At 52.8% G+C, this 20010-nt stretch carries 16 protein-coding genes; 12 read left to right on the top strand and 4 right to left on the bottom strand.

Translation table 11 applies throughout. From position 1 onward, the window contains the following. Positions 1 to 115 precede the first annotated feature (115 nt). Positions 116 to 5125, bottom strand: a complete 5010-nt coding sequence (locus tag KE531_08165) for a MucBP domain-containing protein (GenBank protein ID MBR9953592.1) — start codon at positions 5123 to 5125, stop codon at positions 116 to 118. 194 nt (positions 5126 to 5319) lie between these two features. Next, on the bottom strand, positions 5320 to 5955 hold the full coding sequence (locus KE531_08160; protein ID MBR9953591.1) for a hypothetical protein: 636 nt from the start codon (positions 5953 to 5955) through the stop codon (positions 5320 to 5322). 446 nt (positions 5956 to 6401) lie between these two features. Here KE531_08160 and KE531_08155 point away from each other — a divergent pair, with 446 nt between their 5' ends. From KE531_08155 to KE531_08145, 3 genes are read left to right on the top strand one after another with little or no spacing between them, the layout of a single operon-like run. Beyond that, positions 6402 to 7295 carry an amino acid ABC transporter substrate-binding protein gene (locus KE531_08155; protein ID MBR9953590.1) on the top strand — a complete coding sequence of 298 codons (894 nt, stop codon included), beginning with the start codon at positions 6402 to 6404 and terminating at the stop codon, positions 7293 to 7295. A gap of 21 nt (positions 7296 to 7316) precedes the next feature. Beyond that, positions 7317 to 7967 (top strand): amino acid ABC transporter permease, encoded by a 651-nt coding sequence (locus KE531_08150; protein ID MBR9953589.1) that lies wholly within the window; start codon positions 7317 to 7319, stop codon positions 7965 to 7967. Positions 7968 to 7976: 9 nt separating this feature from the next. Next, positions 7977 to 8750, top strand: coding sequence for an amino acid ABC transporter ATP-binding protein (locus tag KE531_08145; GenBank protein ID MBR9953588.1), 774 nt, complete (start codon positions 7977 to 7979; stop codon positions 8748 to 8750). On the opposite strand, the gene KE531_08140 is transcribed toward KE531_08145, so the two are convergent. Further along, complete coding sequence (locus KE531_08140) at positions 8723 to 9673, bottom strand: LysR family transcriptional regulator (GenBank protein MBR9953587.1); 951 nt, start codon at positions 9671 to 9673, stop codon at positions 8723 to 8725. The two genes, KE531_08145 and KE531_08140, sit on opposite strands and share 28 nt — an antisense overlap. Positions 9674 to 9878: 205 nt before the next feature. Here KE531_08140 and KE531_08135 point away from each other — a divergent pair, with 205 nt between their 5' ends. The 6 genes from KE531_08135 to KE531_08110 all read left to right on the top strand — a co-directional run bounded on the left by KE531_08135 (position 9879) and on the right by KE531_08110 (position 16924). After that, entirely contained in the window at positions 9879 to 11345 is a 1467-nt protein-coding gene (locus tag KE531_08135; protein ID MBR9953586.1) for an NAD(P)/FAD-dependent oxidoreductase, read from the top strand. Next, positions 11342 to 12586 carry an FAD-dependent oxidoreductase gene (locus tag KE531_08130; protein ID MBR9953585.1) on the top strand — a complete coding sequence of 415 codons (1245 nt, stop codon included), beginning with the start codon at positions 11342 to 11344 and terminating at the stop codon, positions 12584 to 12586. The genes KE531_08135 and KE531_08130 overlap by 4 nt, the downstream gene beginning before the upstream one ends. Further along, a complete protein-coding gene (locus KE531_08125) occupies positions 12579 to 12944 on the top strand; it encodes a DUF1667 domain-containing protein (GenBank protein ID MBR9953584.1) in 366 nt (121 codons plus the stop codon). Before KE531_08130 ends, KE531_08125 begins: the two co-directional genes overlap by 8 nt. A gap of 134 nt (positions 12945 to 13078) precedes the next feature. Then, complete coding sequence (locus tag KE531_08120) at positions 13079 to 13684, top strand: Hin recombinase (GenBank protein ID MBR9953583.1); 606 nt, start codon at positions 13079 to 13081, stop codon at positions 13682 to 13684. Next, entirely contained in the window at positions 13665 to 14474 is an 810-nt protein-coding gene (locus KE531_08115) for a hypothetical protein (GenBank protein MBR9953582.1), read from the top strand. Before KE531_08120 ends, KE531_08115 begins: the two co-directional genes overlap by 20 nt. Positions 14475 to 14878: 404 nt before the next feature. Continuing rightward, on the top strand, positions 14879 to 16924 hold the full coding sequence (locus KE531_08110) for an ATP-binding domain-containing protein (GenBank protein MBR9953581.1): 2046 nt from the start codon (positions 14879 to 14881) through the stop codon (positions 16922 to 16924). On the opposite strand, the gene KE531_08105 is transcribed toward KE531_08110, so the two are convergent. Next, positions 16907 to 17806 carry a 3-methyladenine DNA glycosylase gene (locus tag KE531_08105; protein ID MBR9953580.1) on the bottom strand — a complete coding sequence of 300 codons (900 nt, stop codon included), beginning with the start codon at positions 17804 to 17806 and terminating at the stop codon, positions 16907 to 16909. The two genes, KE531_08110 and KE531_08105, sit on opposite strands and share 18 nt — an antisense overlap. Before the next feature lie 139 nt (positions 17807 to 17945). On the opposite strand from KE531_08105, the gene KE531_08100 reads away from it, so the two are divergent. The 3 genes from KE531_08100 (at position 17946) to KE531_08090 (ending at position 19997) form a co-directional block, all read left to right on the top strand. Continuing rightward, entirely contained in the window at positions 17946 to 18578 is a 633-nt protein-coding gene (locus KE531_08100; GenBank protein MBR9953579.1) for a lactate utilization protein, read from the top strand. A gap of 11 nt (positions 18579 to 18589) precedes the next feature. Beyond that, a complete protein-coding gene (locus KE531_08095) occupies positions 18590 to 19255 on the top strand; it encodes a nucleotidyltransferase domain-containing protein (GenBank protein ID MBR9953578.1) in 666 nt (221 codons plus the stop codon). Between the two features lie 106 nt (positions 19256 to 19361). Further along, the gene (locus KE531_08090) at positions 19362 to 19997 is read left to right on the top strand and encodes an endonuclease III (GenBank protein MBR9953577.1); all 636 of its coding nucleotides are present in this window, start codon (positions 19362 to 19364) and stop codon (positions 19995 to 19997) included. Positions 19998 to 20010 lie beyond the last annotated feature (13 nt).

The following is a 20010-nucleotide window of genomic DNA, read 5'->3' as shown; positions in this document are numbered from 1 at the left end:
TATATTATAACAGCTTGAACAGAAAACAGGAAGAGCATTCCTGCGATTTTAGGCAGGAAAAAGGGCAGGATCCCATTGGAAATCCTGCCCTTTCGAGGCTCTGCGCCAAAACTGACTACTGCGCCCAGACGCCGTTTTCGTCTACAAAGTATCCATCCGGCGTCATTTCATTCTGGTACATGGAGCCGAACGGCCGCTCCGCTGCGCCGTTGTATGTCCAGCCGCCTGTCTTTTCATTAAAGTTCCAGGTGACGGCCATTGGCGTCGGGTTCAGGTAGTACCATTTTTCACCAATGTACTGCCAGCCGGTCAGCATCTCGCCGGTGCCCGGCTTTAAGTAGTACCACTTTCCGTCCTGTTCGTCGAAGTGCCAGCCCTCGATCATCGTTCCGAGCATGCCGTCCGATGTCCTGTGCAGATAGTACCACTTCTGTGTGGCCGTATCCAGGTACCAGCCGTACTGCATGATCCCGTCAGCGTCGAAGCAGAACCAGCCTTCGGACGGCTGTCCTTCGACGGCATAGGGGTTCTTCACAAACGCCCACTGGCTTCTTAAGGCCGTGCCGTCATTGAGGATAAACTTCCACTGATGGTATTCCGGGGCTGTTACAGGTGTCGCGCCTTCCGGTACCGGGGCACTGATGGGGATGTTGATGTTCTGCGGATCCATATGTACCCATCTGCCGTTTAAGCCGACGGTGTAGGTGCCGCCGCGTCCGGAACGGCCGCCGTCATCATCGTCATCATTCTCATCGTCGGTTCCAGGCGTCTCTGCCGGAATCTTTTCATAATATACGCGGATATCGAGATCACCGGTCAGAGACTCACCGGCTGCATTGCCTTCTATGCGGACGATCCGGTAGCCGGCAATTTCTGCTGCGGTGAGATGGCTCACATCATAGGCGGAGCCGTCCTCGACGTCAACGGAGGAAGCCTGCTTTAATACCTGTCCTGTTCCGTCTTCCAGATAATGAACGGTAACGGTGTGGGAAACCGGAGGCTTCGGCTCCGGATCCGGGGTTTCGGCATTCTTTGTGTAGAAGACGTTAATGACGATGTCTGCGGCTCCTACTGTGCCGGAAACGTCGCCTTCAACGGTGCTCCTGGTATAGCCTTCGATGGCGAGCTCTGCCGCGGCCGTCACGTCATATGCCGCACCGCTTTCCTTCTTTTCCGCATACGGCTGGACGCTCGGGATGGGCTGTCTGGTTTCTGCGTCGAGGTAGTTTACGGTGATGGTATGGGTTTCCGGTTTCGGCGGCTCCGGGGTGTCGGTGTTCTTGGTGTAAAATATGCGGATTTCAAGGTCAGCCGCGTCCGCCGGTGCCTGTCCGGTCAGAGGCTTGTCCGTTTCCGCAAAGGTGTACCCGTCAATGGTGACCTGAGCTTCCGAGACATCATATGCCGTTCCGACAGCAAATGCCTTGATAAACGGCTCTGCGATGGCCTCTCTGCTGTCCTTATCCAGGTACAGGACTGTCACGGTGTACTGCGTCTTGTCCTTCGTGTAGTAAGACTTGATGACAATATCCTGGGTCAGGGAGGTTCCAGTTAAGAGCGTTTCATCTTCCACATGGCTGAAGGTATAGCCGGAGATGGCTTTTTTTGCTTCTGACGTCACGTCATACGGCTGTCCCTCACGAAGCTCCAGCTCATCCGTTGTGATGATTTCTCCTGTTTCATCATTGATCCGCTCGATGAAAATCTTGTGGGTCGGTACCTTCCATACGAGAGCGAAGGGGCTGAAGCCGGATCTTCCCACCTCGAAGCGGATACCGTTTTCTGTCATTTCCAGAGGCCGGTCGGCGCTTCCTTTCTGGAAAAGCTCAACCTGGCTGTTTGCAATGGCTTCTTCCACCTGCGCCTGTCCGCGGATGCCGTATTCCCTGTGCAGATCCATGAAATGAACCAGCGTAAAGTCGGTACTGGAATCGGTTCCCTCTGGGTACGGGAGATAGACGGTGGAGCCGCTGCTGGCAGATACCCATGCATTTCCGTTGTATGCATCCACCAGGTCGAGGTAATGGAAATCATACTGGTATCCCTCGCCTGGCGCGGTTTCCGGAAGGACTTCTTCGGCCTTTGCTTCCAGAAGCGCCTGACGGTTGTCGCCTTCATCTTCGAGAAGAAGATCATCGTCGAGGATGGAGATACCGTCGGTATTGGTTATTCTGCGCTCATTATCGTTGTTGATGTAATACGTTGCGTTCGCCTTTTTCACGGCCACAGCATGTTCCACTGGCGCCGCTGGCTCTTCTTCTGCAAGGAGATGAGTGATGGTTCCGTCCTGGGCTGCACTGATGTTCTCCGTGTGACGGACAATCAGCGTTCCCGGCTCAAAGCCTGCAACCTCGTTTTCATTGATCTGGAGTTTTGTCGACGGATCTGTAAGCTCCAGATGAACTTCGTATTCACCGGCTGCCGTATCGTCGTCAACAAGGTTTCCGTTTTCATCCTGATAGCTGACGGAAAGGAGACTTACCAGATGTTCCATGGCGGCGTCACCTGTGAAGGGGGTGTCTTCGCCATTGACTTCCAGCTTACGGATGCTGTCCAGACAGTTGTTTAATGTAACGGTCGGGAAGCCGGATTCCGAGGTCTCCTCGCCCTGGCCGCCGCCGGTATAAATCGTGATGTCGTCCGGCGAAAGCGTGTATTCGTTATTGTTCACGAACATAAGCGCATACGCCGTTCCCGGTGTGAGGTTTTTCATGGTGACATCAATTTCCGCCTGATTTTCCACTTCCTCTAAAGTCAGAGCTGCATCGTCTGCCGGAGTGCCATCTTCTTTTAGCGGGATATATGCGGCAAAGAGTCCGGTTTTCTTGGTAGAACTCGGCCGTGTGAGGGTAAAGTGGTATTCCTCTGTTGATGGCATGATCCAGAGGGCTGAGGTACCGATGGGAGTCCAGTCCGGATGCTCTGTCTGAACGAGAGACTTAATCTGGTTTACTGCATCGGATTTGGCTCTTCCCAGATGGACATCCGCATAATTTTCATCCAGTGTGAGTGTGCCAACGGGAGTTATTCCGGAAAGTATTTCCGACAATTCAGAAGAAAAATTAACGCTTCTATTGCCCTTTACAACTCCGGATTTGATAAATAGACGCTGGTTTTCATTTTCGGAGTTTAGAGAGGTAGCGGATACTTCAAGGGCATTTTTTTCTATAATACCTCCTTCGATATCGACAATTGTCTGTGCCTTTGAAGAGCCTTCAAATCGAATGCCTGGGCCTCCATTTTCAGTAATATGGCCGCCTGTCATGCTGACGAGGGTCGGTGTAAGCGTATTATCTGATTTTATACGGATTCCACCTTCCGTATTTCCGGATATGGTTCCGCCTTCCATTACAAGTTTTGCAGTATTGCCGACTCTAACACCATATCCGGTATTATTCCGAATTTTTGCTGTTTTTGTTATGGTGCAAACCGGCATGTTATTCTCTCCCTGACCACGGTTTGCCGCAATAAAGAGAGCTGGTTGAGTGATATAGCTGATTTCGCCGGAAATTGTAAGTTTTTCACGTAATGAATTTGTATAAATGGCACCGACATCTGTTGTATCGCATTCCGTGATAATTCCATGCTCTAGCAACTCAAAAGTATTATTATTGCCGCGTATCCGGATTGCGACGTTCTCGAGACTGCAATTACTAATTTTTCCATCGATTTTTATTGTGTTATTACCGTCGCATTCAGCAATACCGCCTAACGTGATATCAGAAATCTTAGAGCCATTTTCCATAGTAAATTTAGAGGTGCCCTTTATAAACAGGACTACATCTGCGCTTTTAGATGCTGTTATATCGCATATGCGTCCGGAAGCCCCAAGCGTAACCTCGGAAGAAGAATCTTCGTACACAGCGATCCCGCCAAATCCGCGGCCTTCTGTCCCGAGATTATATGCTTGAAAATTGGGCTTTCCAACCGGCGTAATACGGGAAATCACACCATTGATTTCCGACTTCCCGCCGTCCTGAGAATAGAGTGCACGTCCATAGACATCCGATATTTCGGCTCCGTCCTCCATGGTAAAGGTACCGCCTTGGTTCCAGACTGCGGCAAAGCCGCCTTCCCGGTCTGTAAATCCGTCGTCAATAATTTTGCTTCCGGATTCCATAATAAGAGTGCTGCCTTCCCCGTTTACGCCGCCAATACGGACTGCGGATAAGCCGCCAAAATTCTGGAGCGTTGTCCCTTCTCCAAGAATAATGGTTCCTTTCCCGTCGCCGTATGCTGCGATAATGGCGTCTTGGACTCTTTCTTCATTTTTTTTATCGCCATCGCCTCCTATGGCGTCTTCAAATTTGGTTCCCTCTCGAAAGCCAGCATCGTCCAGCGTAATGTCAGTAAACGTCACTCTCGAGCCGTTGGCAACCTCAATCATCGCCGCGTTATAACCGCCGCGATTCGTATCACTAGCGAGCGTAAAATTTTCGCCTCTGGTCACGGTGTGCCCCTGCCCGTCAATGGTGATTGTCTTTTTATCAATCAGGCTTCGCTCTGTCGCAGTGAGATCCCTCAGCACATAAACCGTCGCCCCATCCGCGGCCTCTGTTACCGCCTCACTCAAAGACTTAAAAGTAACATCCGTGTCTCCCGACTCAGTCTCCGATACCCGGATCGCATTGGAAGACGTCTGAACCGGTGCGTTTGCCAGAACAAGTTTCGTATTCTGCCCGGCGGCTGTGCTGGCGATTTCCGCCAAAACAATCTCAACCTCACAGTCCTCCGAAACCTTCTCCACCTGATAGCTCCAGCTCTTTCCAAGCCCCAGAAGGCCCCTGCTTCCTTCCAGCACCTGTCCGTTCGCTGTCACGCTTTCGATTTCATAGCCGGTTTCCGGTTTCACATGGAATTTCAGGTCTTTGCCGGCCTTTACAGAATCCGGCCCGTCGACCTCGGCCATGTCTTCCAGTTCTTCCGGAAGAACCGTGTACACGACATCAAATTCAGGCTGTTCTGCGTTGGAATCCGTCGCCTTCTTCCCGTCAGCGAAAGTTTCGCCGGCCGAAGACGATGCCCCGTTTGCGTTTCCGGCCGACCCGACAGCCGCAAAGCCAGTTATTGCGCTGTTCGCCATCAGGACTGCTGCCAGAAACGCTGCTAAATACTTTTTACCCATAGCTGCTCCTTTCCCCCGGACGGCCGCATGGTTTTGCCGTCCCTTGATTTTTTATAACGGGATCATAAAATTGCTCCCGCCGCGAAAAGCGATCGGAAAAACTTGCAGGAATGTCCTTCCAGGCGCCATCCGCGTAAATAAAAAGTGGCTCATTCCCCGGCAGACAGCCGGAAAAAATCCCCACTCCTTATTTTCTATGTATCTGTGTGTCCGTCGGAAAAGCCGCAGAAAATATCCTCGGCTCCGCGCCTTGCCCTCACGGCGTCTTCGTAGGTCTGGAAAGTCCCGAGATGGTAGACCTTGCCGTGAAAGCCGATAGAAGCGCGCCAGCGGTTTTCGCCCTTTTTATAGACGCCTTTCCGGCCGCTCGTATTGTTTGCATACAGCTTCCGGCCGGAGATCCGCTGTACCCGGTCAGTTTTCTCTTCCTTTGCAGCCGGAGCTTTTCCGGCCCGCCGTTTATCCCGGCAGGCTTCACAGCATTTTGCCAGCCCTTGTCTGAGGGAATCCTGCTGGCAGACCATCCAGTTTCCGCAGTCGCAGCGGCAGAGCCAGTAGGTATCCCGCCCGTCTGTTCCCGGAACCGCCCCGATGGCCGTCAGGCCTCCGAAGCGCAGCCCGGAAAGATCAGTTATAAGCCCGGAGCGCACCTTTTTCCGGTAACAGCCGCAGCTCTTTGTATGCCCGTTTTTCAAATGGGACTCTTCAATGGTTTTTCGATTCCCACAGTCGCACAGGCAGTCCCAATAGGGATGGCGCGCGTCACCCCGGCTGCTTTTTCCAAGCACCGTCAGATAGCCGAATCTCCGTCCTGTTAAATCCTGTTTCATGCCTTTTCCCCCAACTGCTACATAATTCTTATTATGAGAGGCCGCCTGGCGTCCGCCTTCTAAAGAACCGCCTTTAAAGGGCGGCAAAATGGAAGGAAATGGAAAATATAGGAAAAAATTCCTGATTTCTATTGAGGTTTTCCAGCTTGTATGCTATTCTTAATACATGGCAAATGTATGGTTAAAGGGATATTTTTTATTTTTTTGAAATAGTAAAGAAGAAAAAACATGACATAATAAGAAATATAGGAAGCTTTTGCAAACAATAAGCTAAATTGACGGATTATAATATCAAGCTCGCATTTCACGCCCCGTTCGGGCATGCATTCCAGACCTTTTAAACAAATTTTCCGCAGGCATTTCCATATCTGTGAAAAAAGTGCTTTACAAAAATACTTTAGTATGCTACCATGATACCACAACAGAGAACGAGAGGAGACAACATTATGAAAAGACAGATAATCAGCATGGCAATGGCAGCAGTTATGGTTTTATCTCTGGCAGGATGTTCCGGCACGAATACCGCGGCGGCCGGGAAGACGGCAGATACGAAGGCAGAAGAAACGGCCATTTCCCCCGCAGAAACAGAAAGCGCAGAAGAAGTAACAGAAACCGTCTCCGAATCGGCAGAGGAATCCGAAAAGCCGGACTTTATCGTCGGCTTTGACAAAGAATTCCCGCCCATGGGTTTCGTTGATGAAAACGGGGAGTACACCGGCTTTGATTTGGAGCTGGCGGCAGAGGCCGCAGACCGGATGGGAATGACGTTTAAGGCGCAGCCCATCGCCTGGGATTCCAAGGACATGGAGCTGGAGGCCGGCACCATCGACTGTATCTGGAACGGCTTTACCATGACGGGGCGCGAGGAAGAATATACCTGGACGAAGCCCTATATGGAGAACAGCCAGGTCATTGTTGTAAGAAAAGATTCCGGCATCGCATCCGAGGATGACCTGGCCGGGAAAAACGTGGAGGTGCAGGCCGATTCCACCGGCCTTCGGGCGCTGGAAGCCATGCCGGAGCTCATGGACAGCTTCGGAAGCTTAAATCAGGTGGCAGATTACAACACTGCGTTTATGGATCTGGAAATGGGAGCCGCCGATGCCGTCGTTATGGATGTAATCGTGGCTGGCTACCAGATGGAAAGCCGCGGCGAGGACGCCCCGTTTGTGATCCTTGACGATTCCATCTCCACGGAGGAATACGCTGTCGGCTTCAAGCTTGGAAATACAGAGCTTCGTGATAAGGTACAGGCGGCATTAGACGACATGTATGCGGACGGCACCATGAAACAGATTTCCGAAAAATGGTTCGGAAAGGACATTACGATTTCAGAATAGAAAAGAAGCGGGAGAACGGATATGGAACTGGCAGTCATGATGCTGCGGCTATTGGAAGGACTGAAAGTGAGCGCCGCCATCTTCGCGGTGACACTTGTTTTTTCCCTGCCGCTGGGGCTTTTCGTCTCCTTTGGGCGGATGTCGAAAAATCCCCTCATAAGAAATCTTGTAAAATTTTATATCTCGGTCATGCGGGGAACGCCGTTAATGCTTCAGCTCATGGTGGTCTATTTCGGCCCGTTTTACCTGTTCCGGATCCCCATCGGCGGCGGCTACCGCCTTTGGGCCGCGTTCATCGCTTTTGTCATCAACTACGCCGCCTATTTCGGGGAAATTTTCCGGGGCGGGATCCAGTCCATGCCGGCAGGGCAGTATGAGGCAGCGAAGCTTCTCGGCTACACAAGGCCCCAGGCCTTCCGGAAAATCATTCTGCCGCAGGTCATAAAGCAGATCCTGCCGTCGGTCACAAACGAGGTCATCACGCTGGTAAAGGACACTTCCCTGGCCTACACCATCGCTGTGACGGAGATGTTTTCCATGGCAAAGGAAATCGCCGCCCGGGAGACGTCGCTTGCTGCTTTCTTCGCTGCCGGGCTGTTTTACTACATCTTTAACGCTCTCGTGGCCGCGGCCATGGAGTATGCGGAAAAGCGGCTTTCATATTATAAATAGGAGGGAACCATGAAGCTTTTGGAAATGAACCATATGGAAAAGGCCTTCGGCGGGCAGGCCGTATTGAAAGACATTTCCCTTTCCGTAAAAGAAGGCGAGATCGTGTCTATCATCGGCCCCTCCGGCTCCGGGAAGTCTACGCTCCTCCGGTGCGCCGCCATGTTGGAGACGCCGGACGGCGGGGAAATCCGCTACATGGGGACGCCGGCCATGTGGACAGACCGGGACAAAGCCGTCCGCTATGCAGGAAAACGGACGCTGCGGGAAATAAGCGGATGTTTCGGAATGGTGTTTCAGAATTTTAATCTTTTCCCCCATTACACGGTCATGAAAAACATCACGGACGCGCCGATTTCAGTTCAGAAACGGGAGAAAAAGGAAGTGGAGAGGGAAGCGGAGGCGCTCATAAAACAGATGGGTCTTGCAGGAAAGGAAGATGCCTACCCGTACCAGCTTTCCGGCGGCCAGTGCCAGCGGGTCGCCATCGCAAGGGCTCTGGCGCTGAAGCCAAAGCTTTTATTTTTCGACGAGCCGACGTCGGCGCTGGACCCGGAGCTGACGGGCGAGGTCTTAAAGGTCATCAAATCCCTGGCGGATCTTCAGATCGCCATGGTGATCGTCACTCATGAAATGGCGTTTGCAAGGGATATTTCCGACCGGGTCATCTTCATGGCCGACGGAACCATCGAAGAGGAAGGCACGCCGGAGCAGGTGTTCGGCTCTGAAAACGAGCGGACAAGGGCGTTCCTTGGAAATTACGGGCGTTTTGCCTGGAGCTCCTGACAGACATCCTGAATAATTGCGAGAAGGTCCTCCTTTGCGGGGGACTTTTTTTCTTTGTGAAAATAGACGTACCTGGTATAGTCGAATTTTTCGTCGTCGACAGCATAGATACCGGCGTCTTTGAGAGGCGGCCGGTTCCAGGTGTAAAGCTCCGGAATAAAGGAGATCCCATGACCGGACTCCGCAAGGTTTAAGCAGTTGTCCGTGTTCTGGCTCTCAATGACCGAGGACGGCTTGATGCCGTAAAAATCCACGATGGCGCTTATGATGGTGTGGAGATGCTGGTGGGGCTTTCCCGTGATGATCGGGCAGCCCTTAAAAGGCAGGCCTGTAAGACGGCCGGGCGCCGCGAAGCTGGTGTCTTCTTTCGGCAGGCCGAAGTCTTCGGAAATCTGTCTGGGGACGACAACAAGGAGCCGGTCACGGAGAACCGGCACGTATCCGTCCGTATCCGGAAGCTTTCCGCGGACGGGATCTGTGATATTGGACAGGACGAAATCCAGCTTTTTGTCGAGAAAAAGGGAAAAAAGATTTCCGCCGAAGTCCTCGACGATGTTGAGGCTGGCCTCGGGATGGCGTTTGGAAAACGTATTCATGATCTGAAAGGCGATGTATCCGCTGATCCACGGCGTGATGCCGAGGGAGATGCTCTCTTTTTCCTGGTTTTCCGCGGCAGAGAGCTCTTTTTTGAGCTGGCCTGCAAGAGCGAGGAACTGCCTGGCGTAGTTCTGGTAGATTTCGCCGGCTTTTGTGATTTCTAACTCATTCCGGTTCCGCTTAAAAAGCTGGACGCCAAGCTCGCTCTCCAGGCTGAGCAGATATTTGCTCAGAGTCGGCTGGGAAATAAAAAGCCGTCTGGCTGCTTTGGATATGTTTTTTTCTTTTGCGATGGTGAGGAAATATTCAAACTGCCGTTCTTCCATTGGCGCCTCCATGCCGGCCTGCCATGCGCGAAAGGCTATGGCTCTATTCGGAAAATGTCTTTTACTGTCTCTGCCGTTTCATGTATAATAATGCTAAGAAATCTTAGCCTCCCGTCTTCCGGATCAACAGTTTTATTATAGCGAAAAGCAGGGGAAAATTCAATGTACAAATCCAGGGAAGGCCGGGAGGGGAAGGGAGAAAACGATGACCGAAACGTATGACGTGCTGGTAGTCGGCGCAGGAGTCGTAGGCTGTGCCGCAGCAAGGGAGCTTTCCAGGTACCAGTTAAAAATCTGTGTGGCGGAAAAGGGGCCGGATGTCTGCATGGAGACCAGCTCCCGGAACTCGGCGGTTCTCCACGCCGGTTTCAACAACAAGACCGGCTCGCTGATGGCAAAATTCTGTGTGGAGGGGAACAGCACCTTCGATCAGGTGGCAAAGGAGCTTGACATCCCGTACCGGCGGACGGGGAAGCTGGTGGTGGGCTTTACGGAAGAAGACAGGGAACATCTTTACGGCTTAAAGGAACAGGGGGAGAAAAACGGGATCCGCGGCATCGAGATCGTTGGCCGTGATTTTATCGACAAAAAGGCGCCGAAGGTGGGCGGAAACTTCGCCATGTGGTCGCCGACGACAGCCATTTTAAGCCCGTTCCAGTTCACCTACGGCATGGCGGAAAATGCCGCAAAAAACGGCGTGAAATTTTTCACCGACAGCGAGGTGACGGCCATTTCCCGCGATGAACAGGGAATCTACACCGTAAAGACAAAGAGCGGCGATATCCGCACCAGGTGGGTCGTAAACTGTGCCGGCCTCGGCGCCGACAAAATTTCGGCCATGCTCGGCATCGACGAGTACACCATCTACCCATGCCGCGGCGAATATTTTATCCTGGATAAAAAGGTCAGCAGCATGCTGCCGCTCCCGGCCTACCCGGTTCCCAACATAAAGACCGGCGGCCTCGGCATCCACTTGACGCCGACGCTGGACGGAAATATCATGGTGGGCCCGAGCACCGAGTACATCGACGAGCGGGACAACTATGCGGCGACCCAGGAAATTATGGACATGTTAATCGAGGATGGAAGCCGGATTTTCCCGTACCTGAAAAAAGAGTATTTTATCCGCAACTTTGCCGGCATCCGGCCGAAGCTAAATCCCAAGGGCGTAGGCGGCTTCCATGACTTTATCATCGAACGGCGCGACGACATTGCGCCCCATGCCGTGAACCTGGTGGGCATCGAATCGCCCGGCCTTACGAGCGCCGTGCCGATTTCCAAAGAGATTGTGCGTCTCATAAAAGAGGTGGAGGACTTAAAGGAAAATCCGAACTTCGACCCGATCCGCCGCCGCTTTGTGACGTTCCGTGACAAGAGCCCCGAGGAACAGGCCAGGTTAATCGAGGAAAATCCCGACTACGGCGAAATCATCTGCCGCTGTGAGACCATCACAAAGGCCGAGGTTTTAGACGCCATCCGAAGGCCTCTCGGCGCCCAGACCGTGACAGGTGTCAAATACCGCTGCCGCGCCATGATGGGGCGGTGCCAGGGCGGCTACTGCCAGACGAGGATCACGGAGCTTCTCATGAAGGAAAAGGGAATCCGGCCGGAAGACCTGACGTATGAGAGGCGCGGTTCCTATCTTTTCACCGGGGAGGTGCGGACGAAATGAGCGAAATCAGAAACAAGCAGGTCATCATCATCGGCGGCGGCCCCGGCGGGCTTGCGGCGGCGGCCGAGCTTAAGAGAAACGGCATCGGCGATATTTTAATTCTTGAGCGGGAACACAGCCTGGGCGGTATCCTGCGTCAGTGCATCCATGACGGCTTCGGCCTCACCAGGTTCGGTGAGACGCTTTCCGGGCCGGAGTATGCCGCACGGTTCATCGACGAGGTAAAAGCCATGGGCATCGAATACGTGACGGATGCGACGGTCATCGGCCTGACGGCAGACAAAAAGGTGACGGCGGCCACGAGAGACGGACTTCTCATTTACCAGGCAAAGGCCGTAATCCTTGCCATGGGATGCAGGGAGCGGACGCGGGGCGCCCTTTCGATCCCCGGCGAACGGCCGTCCGGCGTGTTCACGGCCGGCGTGGCCCAGACGTACATCAACCTGAAAAACAAGATGGTGGGACGCCATGTGATTATTTTGGGCTCCGGCGACATCGGCATGATCATGGCAAGGCGCATGACGTTAGAGGGCGCCAGGGTGGAGGCGGTGTTCGAGATCCAGCCGTATCCCAGCGGGCTTCCGAGAAACATCGAACAGTGCTTAAACGACTATGATATCCCGCTATATTTAAGCCGCACCGTGACGAAAATCAAAGGTCATGACCGTCTTGAGGCCGTCGAGGTGAGCCAGGTGGACGAAAATTTAAAGCCGATTCCCGGGACAGAAAAGGAATACGCCTGCGATACGTTAATTCTTTCCGTGGGGTTAATCCCGGAAAACGAGCTGTCTTTGATGGCCGGGGTCGAGCTGGATTCCAGAACGAAAGGCGCGATTGTGGACGAGTTTTACCAGACGACAGTGCCGGGCATCTTCGCGGCAGGAAATGTGCTTCATGTTCATGATCTGGTGGATTTTGTGTCTTTGGAGGCGGAGCGGCTCGCTAAGTCCGCGGCGCAGTATGTAAAGGACGGTTTTCCCGAGGCGGGAATCCGCGTGGAGACCGGCGGGCTTGTGGGCTATACGGTGCCGCAGAAAATCACGGGAAAGGACGACGTTTCCCTTTCTTTCCGGCCGAAAAAGCCGGTTCGTGACTGCACGGTGGAAATCTGGCAGGACGGGACACTTCTCGTATCCAGAAAATATCCGAAGCTTCTCCCGGCCGAGATGGAGAATATAAAGCTCCCGGCGAAAAAGCTGGTTTCCGGGGCTGACATAAAGGTGGTGACGAGCGTTGAATAAGACATTTACCTGTATTTTATGTCCCAACGGCTGTGAGGTAACGGCCGAGTTTGAGGACGGGAAAGTCCTGTCCGTGGCCGGGAATAAGTGCGAAAAAGGCGCCGGCTACGTGGAACAGGAGCTGACAAACCCGGTGAGGAACATTGCATCCTCCGTGCTTGTGGAAGGCGGCGATATGCCCCTTGTGAGCGTCCGGCTCTCCGGGCCGATTCCAAAGGGAAAAATCATGGACGTCATGGGCGAGATCAAAAAGACGGCTGTGACAGCGCCGGTACATATGGGCGACGTGGTGATTCAGAATGTTCTGGGACTTGGGCGCGATGTGATTGCGACGCGGGATGTGGAGACAGAAGAATAAGAGTTGGCAGACGGCGGTTCTTTCCTGGGCGGGGGAGAACCGCCGTTACTGTAAGTATTGACAATTTTACTGCCTTGGATATAATGGAATTAAATTAAAATAATTGCATATAATCATGAAAGGAGGGAAATCGGATGGCTGTGGATTACCGTAAAGTATGTTTGGATTTGTTTGGGACGGATGATGTAGAGGAATTAACCAAAATTGCGCGGACACTCAAAATTAAGAATTCCCGAAATGCAGGCCGGAAGAAAAAATTTACTTCGGAAGATGTGGAGACGATCCGCGGCCTGATTGAAGACGGAATGACAGTGAAGGAAGCGGCAGAGCGTTTCCAAACCTCCCGGCAGGTAATAGGAAAATATCTGAATGAAAAGCCGGCGAAAGGCTATACGCTGCGTATGACTTATATGTATCAGCAGCATCCCTGCACAGTCATTGATGTAGATTTTCTAAATCAAAGGGTAATGGTTCAGAATAAAACGAAGGACTTGCTTCACCGTGCATTCGGCGTGATTGAAAATCCTACCTGGAATGACTTTGAAACATTTTTGAGGGAGCGCTGTTTTCCCGCTGCCCGCGGCAATGCAAAAGAAATATTAAAGGAACTTCAGCTCCCATGCTATGACCCGCTTCAGATCGTAGAAAAAACGCGGGGACGGACGTCCGAGGATGACATGTGGCTGAAGTTCAGCTACTACCCGATGGAAGGAGCAGCGTATGGAAATCATCAATCTTGATGCTGTCAGGCAGGAACCGATTCAAGGATATACATCGAAAGGCGATCAGCCGAAATGGCAGTTGGGCGGCAGGTGGTATAAAGCCGACCACATGGGCTATGAAGCTCTGGCTGAAGTTTTGATATCACGGCTTTTAAAGCTGTCCAATGTGCCCGGCTTTGCAGAATATGAGCCTGTGCTGATTCGGTACCGGGGAAAAGAAATTCCCGGCTGTGTCAGCAAAAATTTTCGGGGAAAAGACGAAATGCTGGTGCCGTTTGAGCGGCTGCACCGCGCCTATAAAGGCCGGGGGCTGGCGGCAGTGCTTGGCGGGATAGATGAAGTTCAGGAGCGGATTCGCTATACGGCAGACTTCATTGAGCAAACCACCGGCCTGACAGAAGTGGGAAAATATCTGACCTTGCTGCTGGAACTGGATTCGTTCTTTTTGAACGAAGACCGCCATACAAACAATCTGGCGGTTATCCGAAATGAGAAGACGAAGGAATTCCGCCTCTGCCCGATTTTTGATAATGGCCTGGCCCTGCTTGCGGATCTCAATGATTATCCTCTGGACAAAGATCTTTATGATTGCATCAGGCGCGTTCGGGCCAAGCCCTTTGATTGCGATTTCGATGTGCAGGCTGAAGCTGCTGAAAAATTATATGGGATGCAGTTAAAATTCTCTTTTTCCGAAAAAGAGGCGTCCAGGGAACTGGAATTTGTGAAAGAGCTGTATGGAGAGAAGATTTACCGCAGAGTAGAGCAGGTGTTGTTTGAGCAGATGAGGAAATATCGAGTGTATTTTTAATATTGGCTGATAACATTTGGTGTATGGAATTGCTGCGATAGAATTGATTGCAAGAAAATAAGCTCGAACTTGTCGAACCAGGCAACCAGCCTAAAAAGCTCCCCAGAGCTTGAGACTTCGCTGGGGGACTTTTTTGTACATATGCAACTTTTAGAATTCTTGGATACCATTATCTTAAACCCAAAAAGAAAAAATGTCAATCCCCTGAATTTTCCATTCCCCCTCTGGATTTTTCCCCCAACCTCTGTTATAATAATTCCCCGCCTTATGCTGGAAGGTGCCGCCCATGGATGGGAGGCGGTGCCTGCTTCAGATTTACGGACAGCGCGCAAGCTGCACCGGCTGCCGCTGCCGGGCCGAAATGGCCGATAAGGGAAATTTGAGAAAAGTAAAGGAGAAAAAACATGACAGAGGGGAAAGACAGGGAGCGGCTCCATGAAGAGCAGCACCTAAAGGACTGCCTGGACATCATCCGGGAGAACATCCGCGGCTACGAGGAAAAGATATCCGGCTACCGCAAAGAAGTGACCGAGCTCTATCAGGCCGTGAAAAAAGGAGAAGGCGACTCCTACGGCCAGCTTGCCGCCGGGCAGAGCATTCTGGAATACACGGAGAATGCGCTGCGGAAAAACCGCGCGGCCTTAAAAAAAGCGTATTTCGGCCGCATCGACTACGAGGATTACACATACGGACTGACGGAGAGCCGCTACATCGGGAAAAACGGCGTCACGCGCAACTCCGACGACGTAGTCATCGTAGACTGGCGGGCGCCCGTATCCGGCGTCTATTATGAAAACGAGCTCGGCGAAGGAAGCTACGACGTGCCGGGCGGCGGTACCGTGGACATCGACTTAAAGAAAAAGAGAACCTATGACATCGACGGCGAGACACTCCTCGGCTTTTATGACGACGACGTGGCGGCCAACGACGAACTGCTCATCAAGTATCTGTCCCAGAATAAAGAGGCCGTTCTCGGGGACATCATCGCAACCATTCAAAAGGAACAGAACGAAATCATCCGTGACATCCCGTTTAAAAACATCATCGTTCAGGGCGTAGCCGGCAGCGGAAAGACGACCGTGGCCCTGCACCGGATTTCCTACCTGCTTTACAACTACGAAGACCGCTATAAACCGTCGGAATTCTGCATCGTCGGAAGCAGCGACATGCTTTTAAATTATATCAGCAGCGGCCTTCCGGAGTTAGACGTAAACCATGTGAGCCAGATGCGGATGGACGTGTTCCTTCCTTATCTTATGGGAAACGCATGGAAGAAAAAATATAAAATCATGCCGGACGACGCCATGGCGCCGGTAAAAAGCAAGCTGCCGTTCATAAAGAAGCTGGACGCCTTTCTGGAGGAAAAGAGGCGGGCGGCCATCGCACCAGCCGATATCCGGGACAATGAGCTCGGCACCGTCCTTTCCAAAGAGAATATCAGGGAAACCATGGAGCGGAACCCGCAGATGTCCTTACTCCAGCTTGAAAAGCTGTTAAACGAGCGGCTGAAATCACGGCTTAAATTTTTATGCACGGAAAAAGAGAGCGGATACCGCATAGAAAAAATTCTATCGTATAAAAAATTCTACAACACGGCAGAGAAGAAGTGGACGGAGGCAGGCATCTATCTGGAATTTTTAGAAAGCCTGGGAGACGGCGCCTGGGAGGAGACGGCCGCCCACATAAAGGACGGGCAATTCGACATCTACGACGCCGCGGCCATGTGCCTGATCTGGAAGCGGATCCTCGTGAAAAAACAGCCGGAGGAATTCAGCCAGATCATCATCGACGAGGCCCAGGACTTCGGCGAGATGATTTATTATGTGATGCGGGAGCTTTTAGAGGACTGCTACTTCACAATCATGGGCGACGTGTCCCAGAACATCCGCTACGAGACGGGCATGAATGACTGGGAGGGACTCAAGGAAGTGATGTTCCGAAAGGAAAGCGACAGCTTTTACCTTCTGGCGAAAAGCTACCGGAACACCATCGAGATCTCCGAATTTGCCGGCCGCGTTTTAGAGCGCGCGTCCCAGGGAAGCTATAAAATCCAGCCGGTCATCCGCCATGGCAGGCCAGTCTCTGTACAGACGGAGACCGAAGAACGGCTTTCCGAAGCGTTAAGGGAGACCGTGGAAAGCGCAGAGCGCCGCGGCTACGAGACGATTGCCGTCGTCTGCCGCGACGAAAGCGAGGCAGAGGAAGTGAAAAAAATCCTCGGGATGGAAAAGGAGAACGGGGATTTCCATAACGGCGTCATGGTGCTGCCGGTGACGATGACAAAGGGACTGGAATTCGACGTAGTCATCATCTGGAAGCCGGACGACATGCACTTCGGCGAAAACGCCAGGGAGGCAAAGCTCCTCTATGTGGCAATCACCAGGGCGCTCCATGAGCTGTACTTAATCGGGGACAGGGCCGTAAGCCGCCTTTTAGAGCGGACGGCCTGATGTCCTGGCAAAATAAAAGATATACTGCTGCATGACGCCGGCATAGCCCTGATACCTGGAAAAATATTTCCGTATGAGGGCATCGGAGAGCCTGTCTTCGGACAGGCCCCTCTTTTTTCCGCGGTACCTGGGCGCATACTGGGACATGAGAATTTTCCGGATCCAGGTGTCCACGGGGAAGGCGTCGATGTGGTGAAGGCCAAAAAGGCAGATGCAGTTGGCGACCTTTTTCCCAATGCCGTAAAAGCCCTGGAGATAGTCCATGGCATCGTCATATCCCATGGAAGCAAGCCGCATGAAATCAAGGCGGCCGGCGCAGACATCTTCGCACACCGCATGGATATATTTGGCGCGGTAGCCAAGTTTTAGATCAAGAAGTTCTTCCAATGAGGCGCGGTTTAGCTGTTCCGGCGTCGGGAAGGCGAAAAAATCCGTCTTACCGCCGCCTGCCCAGTCAGGCGCCGTGCAGGAAAGCTTTGTGCCGTAGCGGCGGCTTAAGTCTTCCACAAGCCGGCGAATGGCCGGAATGGTCTTTTGCTGCGATATGATGAAAGTGATAATCATTTCCCAGGGATCCTGGCGGAGAATCCGGATCCCGCTTCCGCTTTCGGCCGCCTCCGTCAGGTAGGAATCTTCGGGATCGACGGACGCGATCATGGCGGCGTAATCGGTCTGCATGTCAAAATAGTTTTCCCAGAAAGCCCGGGCGTCTTCCGGACAGGAAAACTCGATCTCATCCCCGTCTTTCCGGACATATAAAACATGGCCGCCGCTCACTGCCGTGTAGGCGTGGGGGACATGTTTCACCGGCAGCATGCGGAAGCACTGGCCGGAATCGGCAATCTGATCCAGGTCGAAATTTGTTGTCTGATATCTGAACATGTCATTCCTCCTGGTATGTTTTATACGCGATTGGGAGGGAAAATGCAAGCGGAAAAATACTTCCCGGAGACATTCGCTGGCCGCCCCCTGAAAACTGTGATAGAATAGAGAAAGAACACAATCGGAAAGGGGAATTCTTATGGCAGAAAAGGACGCATACAAAAAGATGGCAGAAAACGTGATGGAATGGCTGAAAAAGAGGAACATGGAGGCGTTTTACTGCGCGGACAAAAGCGAGGCCTTTGAGCTGGTCTTAAAGCTCATGGAGAAAAAGGGCTCCGTAAGCTGGGGCGGCTCCAACACGGTTCGTGAGCTTGGGGTGTTAGACTGCTTAAGGGAGCGGGGCTATGAAATGATCGAATATAAAGAGGCCGACAAAAAAGAAATCGGGAGCCCCATTTTTCAGCAGGTGGCCGGCGCCGATTATTTCCTCATGGGCACCAACGCCATCACTTTGCGCGGCGAGCTTGTGAACATCGACGGGGCCAGCAACCGGCTGTCCAGCCTGCTTCACGGCCCGAAAACTGTCATCATCGTCGCCGGAATCAACAAGCTTGTGCGGGACGTGGAGGCGGGGATCGACCGAATCCAGACATCGGTCTGCCCGGTGCTGGCCGATAAAACGGGGCGGCAGACGCCCTGCGGATTAAAAGGCATCTGCACCGACTGCCTGTCGCCGGACTGCATGTGCTGCAACATTGTGATTTCCCGCCGGTCGAGATATACGGGGCGGGTTAAGGTGATTCTCGTGGGCGAGGCCATGGGAGTATAAAGGAGAAATTTATGACGGACATAACCAAGTGGATGGAAGATTTTGCGGAAGCCGTAAAGGCCGCTTTCGGGGAGCGGGTGGTTTTCATCGGGCTCCAGGGAAGCCGCGGCCGCGGCGAAGCAGGCCCGGACAGCGACATTGACACCGTGGTGATTTTCGACCGCCTGGACATGGAGACGCTGGCGGCTTATGAAAAAGTCCTGGACGGGCTTCCTGACAGAAAGCTGGTCTGCGGCTTCGTATCGGGAAGGGAAGAGCTCCTTTGCTGGGAGCCGTCGGATCTGTTCCAGTTTTATTTCGATACATCGCCGGTTTTCGGAAGCCTTGACGAGTTAAAGCCGCTTCTTACGGAGGAAGCGGCGGCCCGTGCCGTAAAAACTGCGGCCTGCAATATCTATCATGGCTGCATCCACAATGTTCTCCATGAAAAGGAGCCGGAAATCTTAAAAGCCCTTTATAAATCGGCGGTATTTGCGGTGCAGACGCTCCATTACAGGAAAACTGGAGTTTACATAAAAAAGCATGCGGATTTACGTGATGCCGTCTCGGGAGAAGAGCTTGAAATCATGGAAACCGCGGAGGCGTTTCGTGCAGGGAAAATGCCGTCGTCTCCCGGGGATTTTGAGACGGCCTCCTGGCGGCTGATTTCCTGGGCCAGAAAGCAGATTGTGTCATAAAATATGAAAAAACGGCGGCCGGAGCTCTGTCCATTCCGGCCGTTTTCTGCTACAATAGGAGAGAGAATCGGCAGTGCCGCAAAAAGGCGGCGGAATGGAGAGACGGATGACAAAAGAAGAACTGGCCCTCACCATCGTGGAGCGGCTTAAAAAAGAATATCCGGACGTGGGCTGTACCCTGGATTACGATAAGGCATGGAAGCTTCTCGTGAGCGTCCGGCTGGCAGCCCAGTGCACCGACGCGCGGGTGAATGTGGTGGTGCAGGATTTGTATGCAAAATACCCGGACGTGGATGCCCTCGCCGCGGCGGAGGTATCGGACATCGAGGCGATTGTAAAGCCCTGCGGCCTCGGGCACAGCAAGGCGCGGGACATCAGCGCATGCATGAAAATACTGAGAGATGAATACGGCGGAAAAGTGCCGGACGACTTTGACGCTCTCCTTAAGCTTCCCGGCGTCGGACGGAAAAGTGCCAACCTGATTATGGGGGATGTGTTCGGGAAGCCGGCTATCGTGACGGATACCCACTGCATCCGCCTGGTGAACCGCATGGGGCTTGTGGACGGGATCAAGGAGCCGAAAAAGGTGGAGATGGCTCTCTGGAAGTTAATTCCGCCGGAAGAGGGGAGCGATTTCTGCCACAGGCTGGTGTTCCATGGCCGGGATGTCTGTACGGCGCGGACAAAGCCCTTCTGTGACAAGTGCTGCGTGCAGGACATCTGTGCAAAAAACGGAGTTTAGGAGCCGGAAATCG

The organism is Eubacteriaceae bacterium Marseille-Q4139, assembly GCA_018223415.1.
In the GTDB taxonomy this organism is placed as follows: Bacteria; Bacillota; Clostridia; order Lachnospirales; family Lachnospiraceae; genus CABSIM01.
Note: the sequence above shows the minus strand (reverse complement) of the source record. Positions and strands in the feature narration are given on the sequence as shown.

What these genes read in the sequence shown, in the direction of transcription:
- KE531_08165 (MBR9953592.1), bottom strand. Translation starts at nt 5,125, where the DNA reads ATGGGTAAAAAGTATTTAGCAGCGTTTCTGGCAGCAGTCCTGATGGCG.
- KE531_08160 (MBR9953591.1), bottom strand. Translation starts at nt 5,955, where the DNA reads ATGAAACAGGATTTAACAGGACGGAGATTCGGCTATCTGACGGTGCTT.
- KE531_08155 (MBR9953590.1), top strand. Translation starts at nt 6,402, where the DNA reads ATGAAAAGACAGATAATCAGCATGGCAATGGCAGCAGTTATGGTTTTA.
- KE531_08150 (MBR9953589.1), top strand. Translation starts at nt 7,317, where the DNA reads ATGGAACTGGCAGTCATGATGCTGCGGCTATTGGAAGGACTGAAAGTG.
- KE531_08145 (MBR9953588.1), top strand. Translation starts at nt 7,977, where the DNA reads ATGAAGCTTTTGGAAATGAACCATATGGAAAAGGCCTTCGGCGGGCAG.
- KE531_08140 (MBR9953587.1), bottom strand. Translation starts at nt 9,673, where the DNA reads ATGGAAGAACGGCAGTTTGAATATTTCCTCACCATCGCAAAAGAAAAA.
- KE531_08135 (MBR9953586.1), top strand. Translation starts at nt 9,879, where the DNA reads ATGACCGAAACGTATGACGTGCTGGTAGTCGGCGCAGGAGTCGTAGGC.
- KE531_08130 (MBR9953585.1), top strand. Translation starts at nt 11,342, where the DNA reads ATGAGCGAAATCAGAAACAAGCAGGTCATCATCATCGGCGGCGGCCCC.
- KE531_08120 (MBR9953583.1), top strand. Translation starts at nt 13,079, where the DNA reads ATGGCTGTGGATTACCGTAAAGTATGTTTGGATTTGTTTGGGACGGAT.
- KE531_08115 (MBR9953582.1), top strand. Translation starts at nt 13,665, where the DNA reads ATGGAAATCATCAATCTTGATGCTGTCAGGCAGGAACCGATTCAAGGA.
- KE531_08110 (MBR9953581.1), top strand. Translation starts at nt 14,879, where the DNA reads ATGACAGAGGGGAAAGACAGGGAGCGGCTCCATGAAGAGCAGCACCTA.
- KE531_08105 (MBR9953580.1), bottom strand. Translation starts at nt 17,806, where the DNA reads ATGTTCAGATATCAGACAACAAATTTCGACCTGGATCAGATTGCCGAT.
- KE531_08100 (MBR9953579.1), top strand. Translation starts at nt 17,946, where the DNA reads ATGGCAGAAAAGGACGCATACAAAAAGATGGCAGAAAACGTGATGGAA.
- KE531_08095 (MBR9953578.1), top strand. Translation starts at nt 18,590, where the DNA reads ATGACGGACATAACCAAGTGGATGGAAGATTTTGCGGAAGCCGTAAAG.
- KE531_08090 (MBR9953577.1), top strand. Translation starts at nt 19,362, where the DNA reads ATGACAAAAGAAGAACTGGCCCTCACCATCGTGGAGCGGCTTAAAAAA.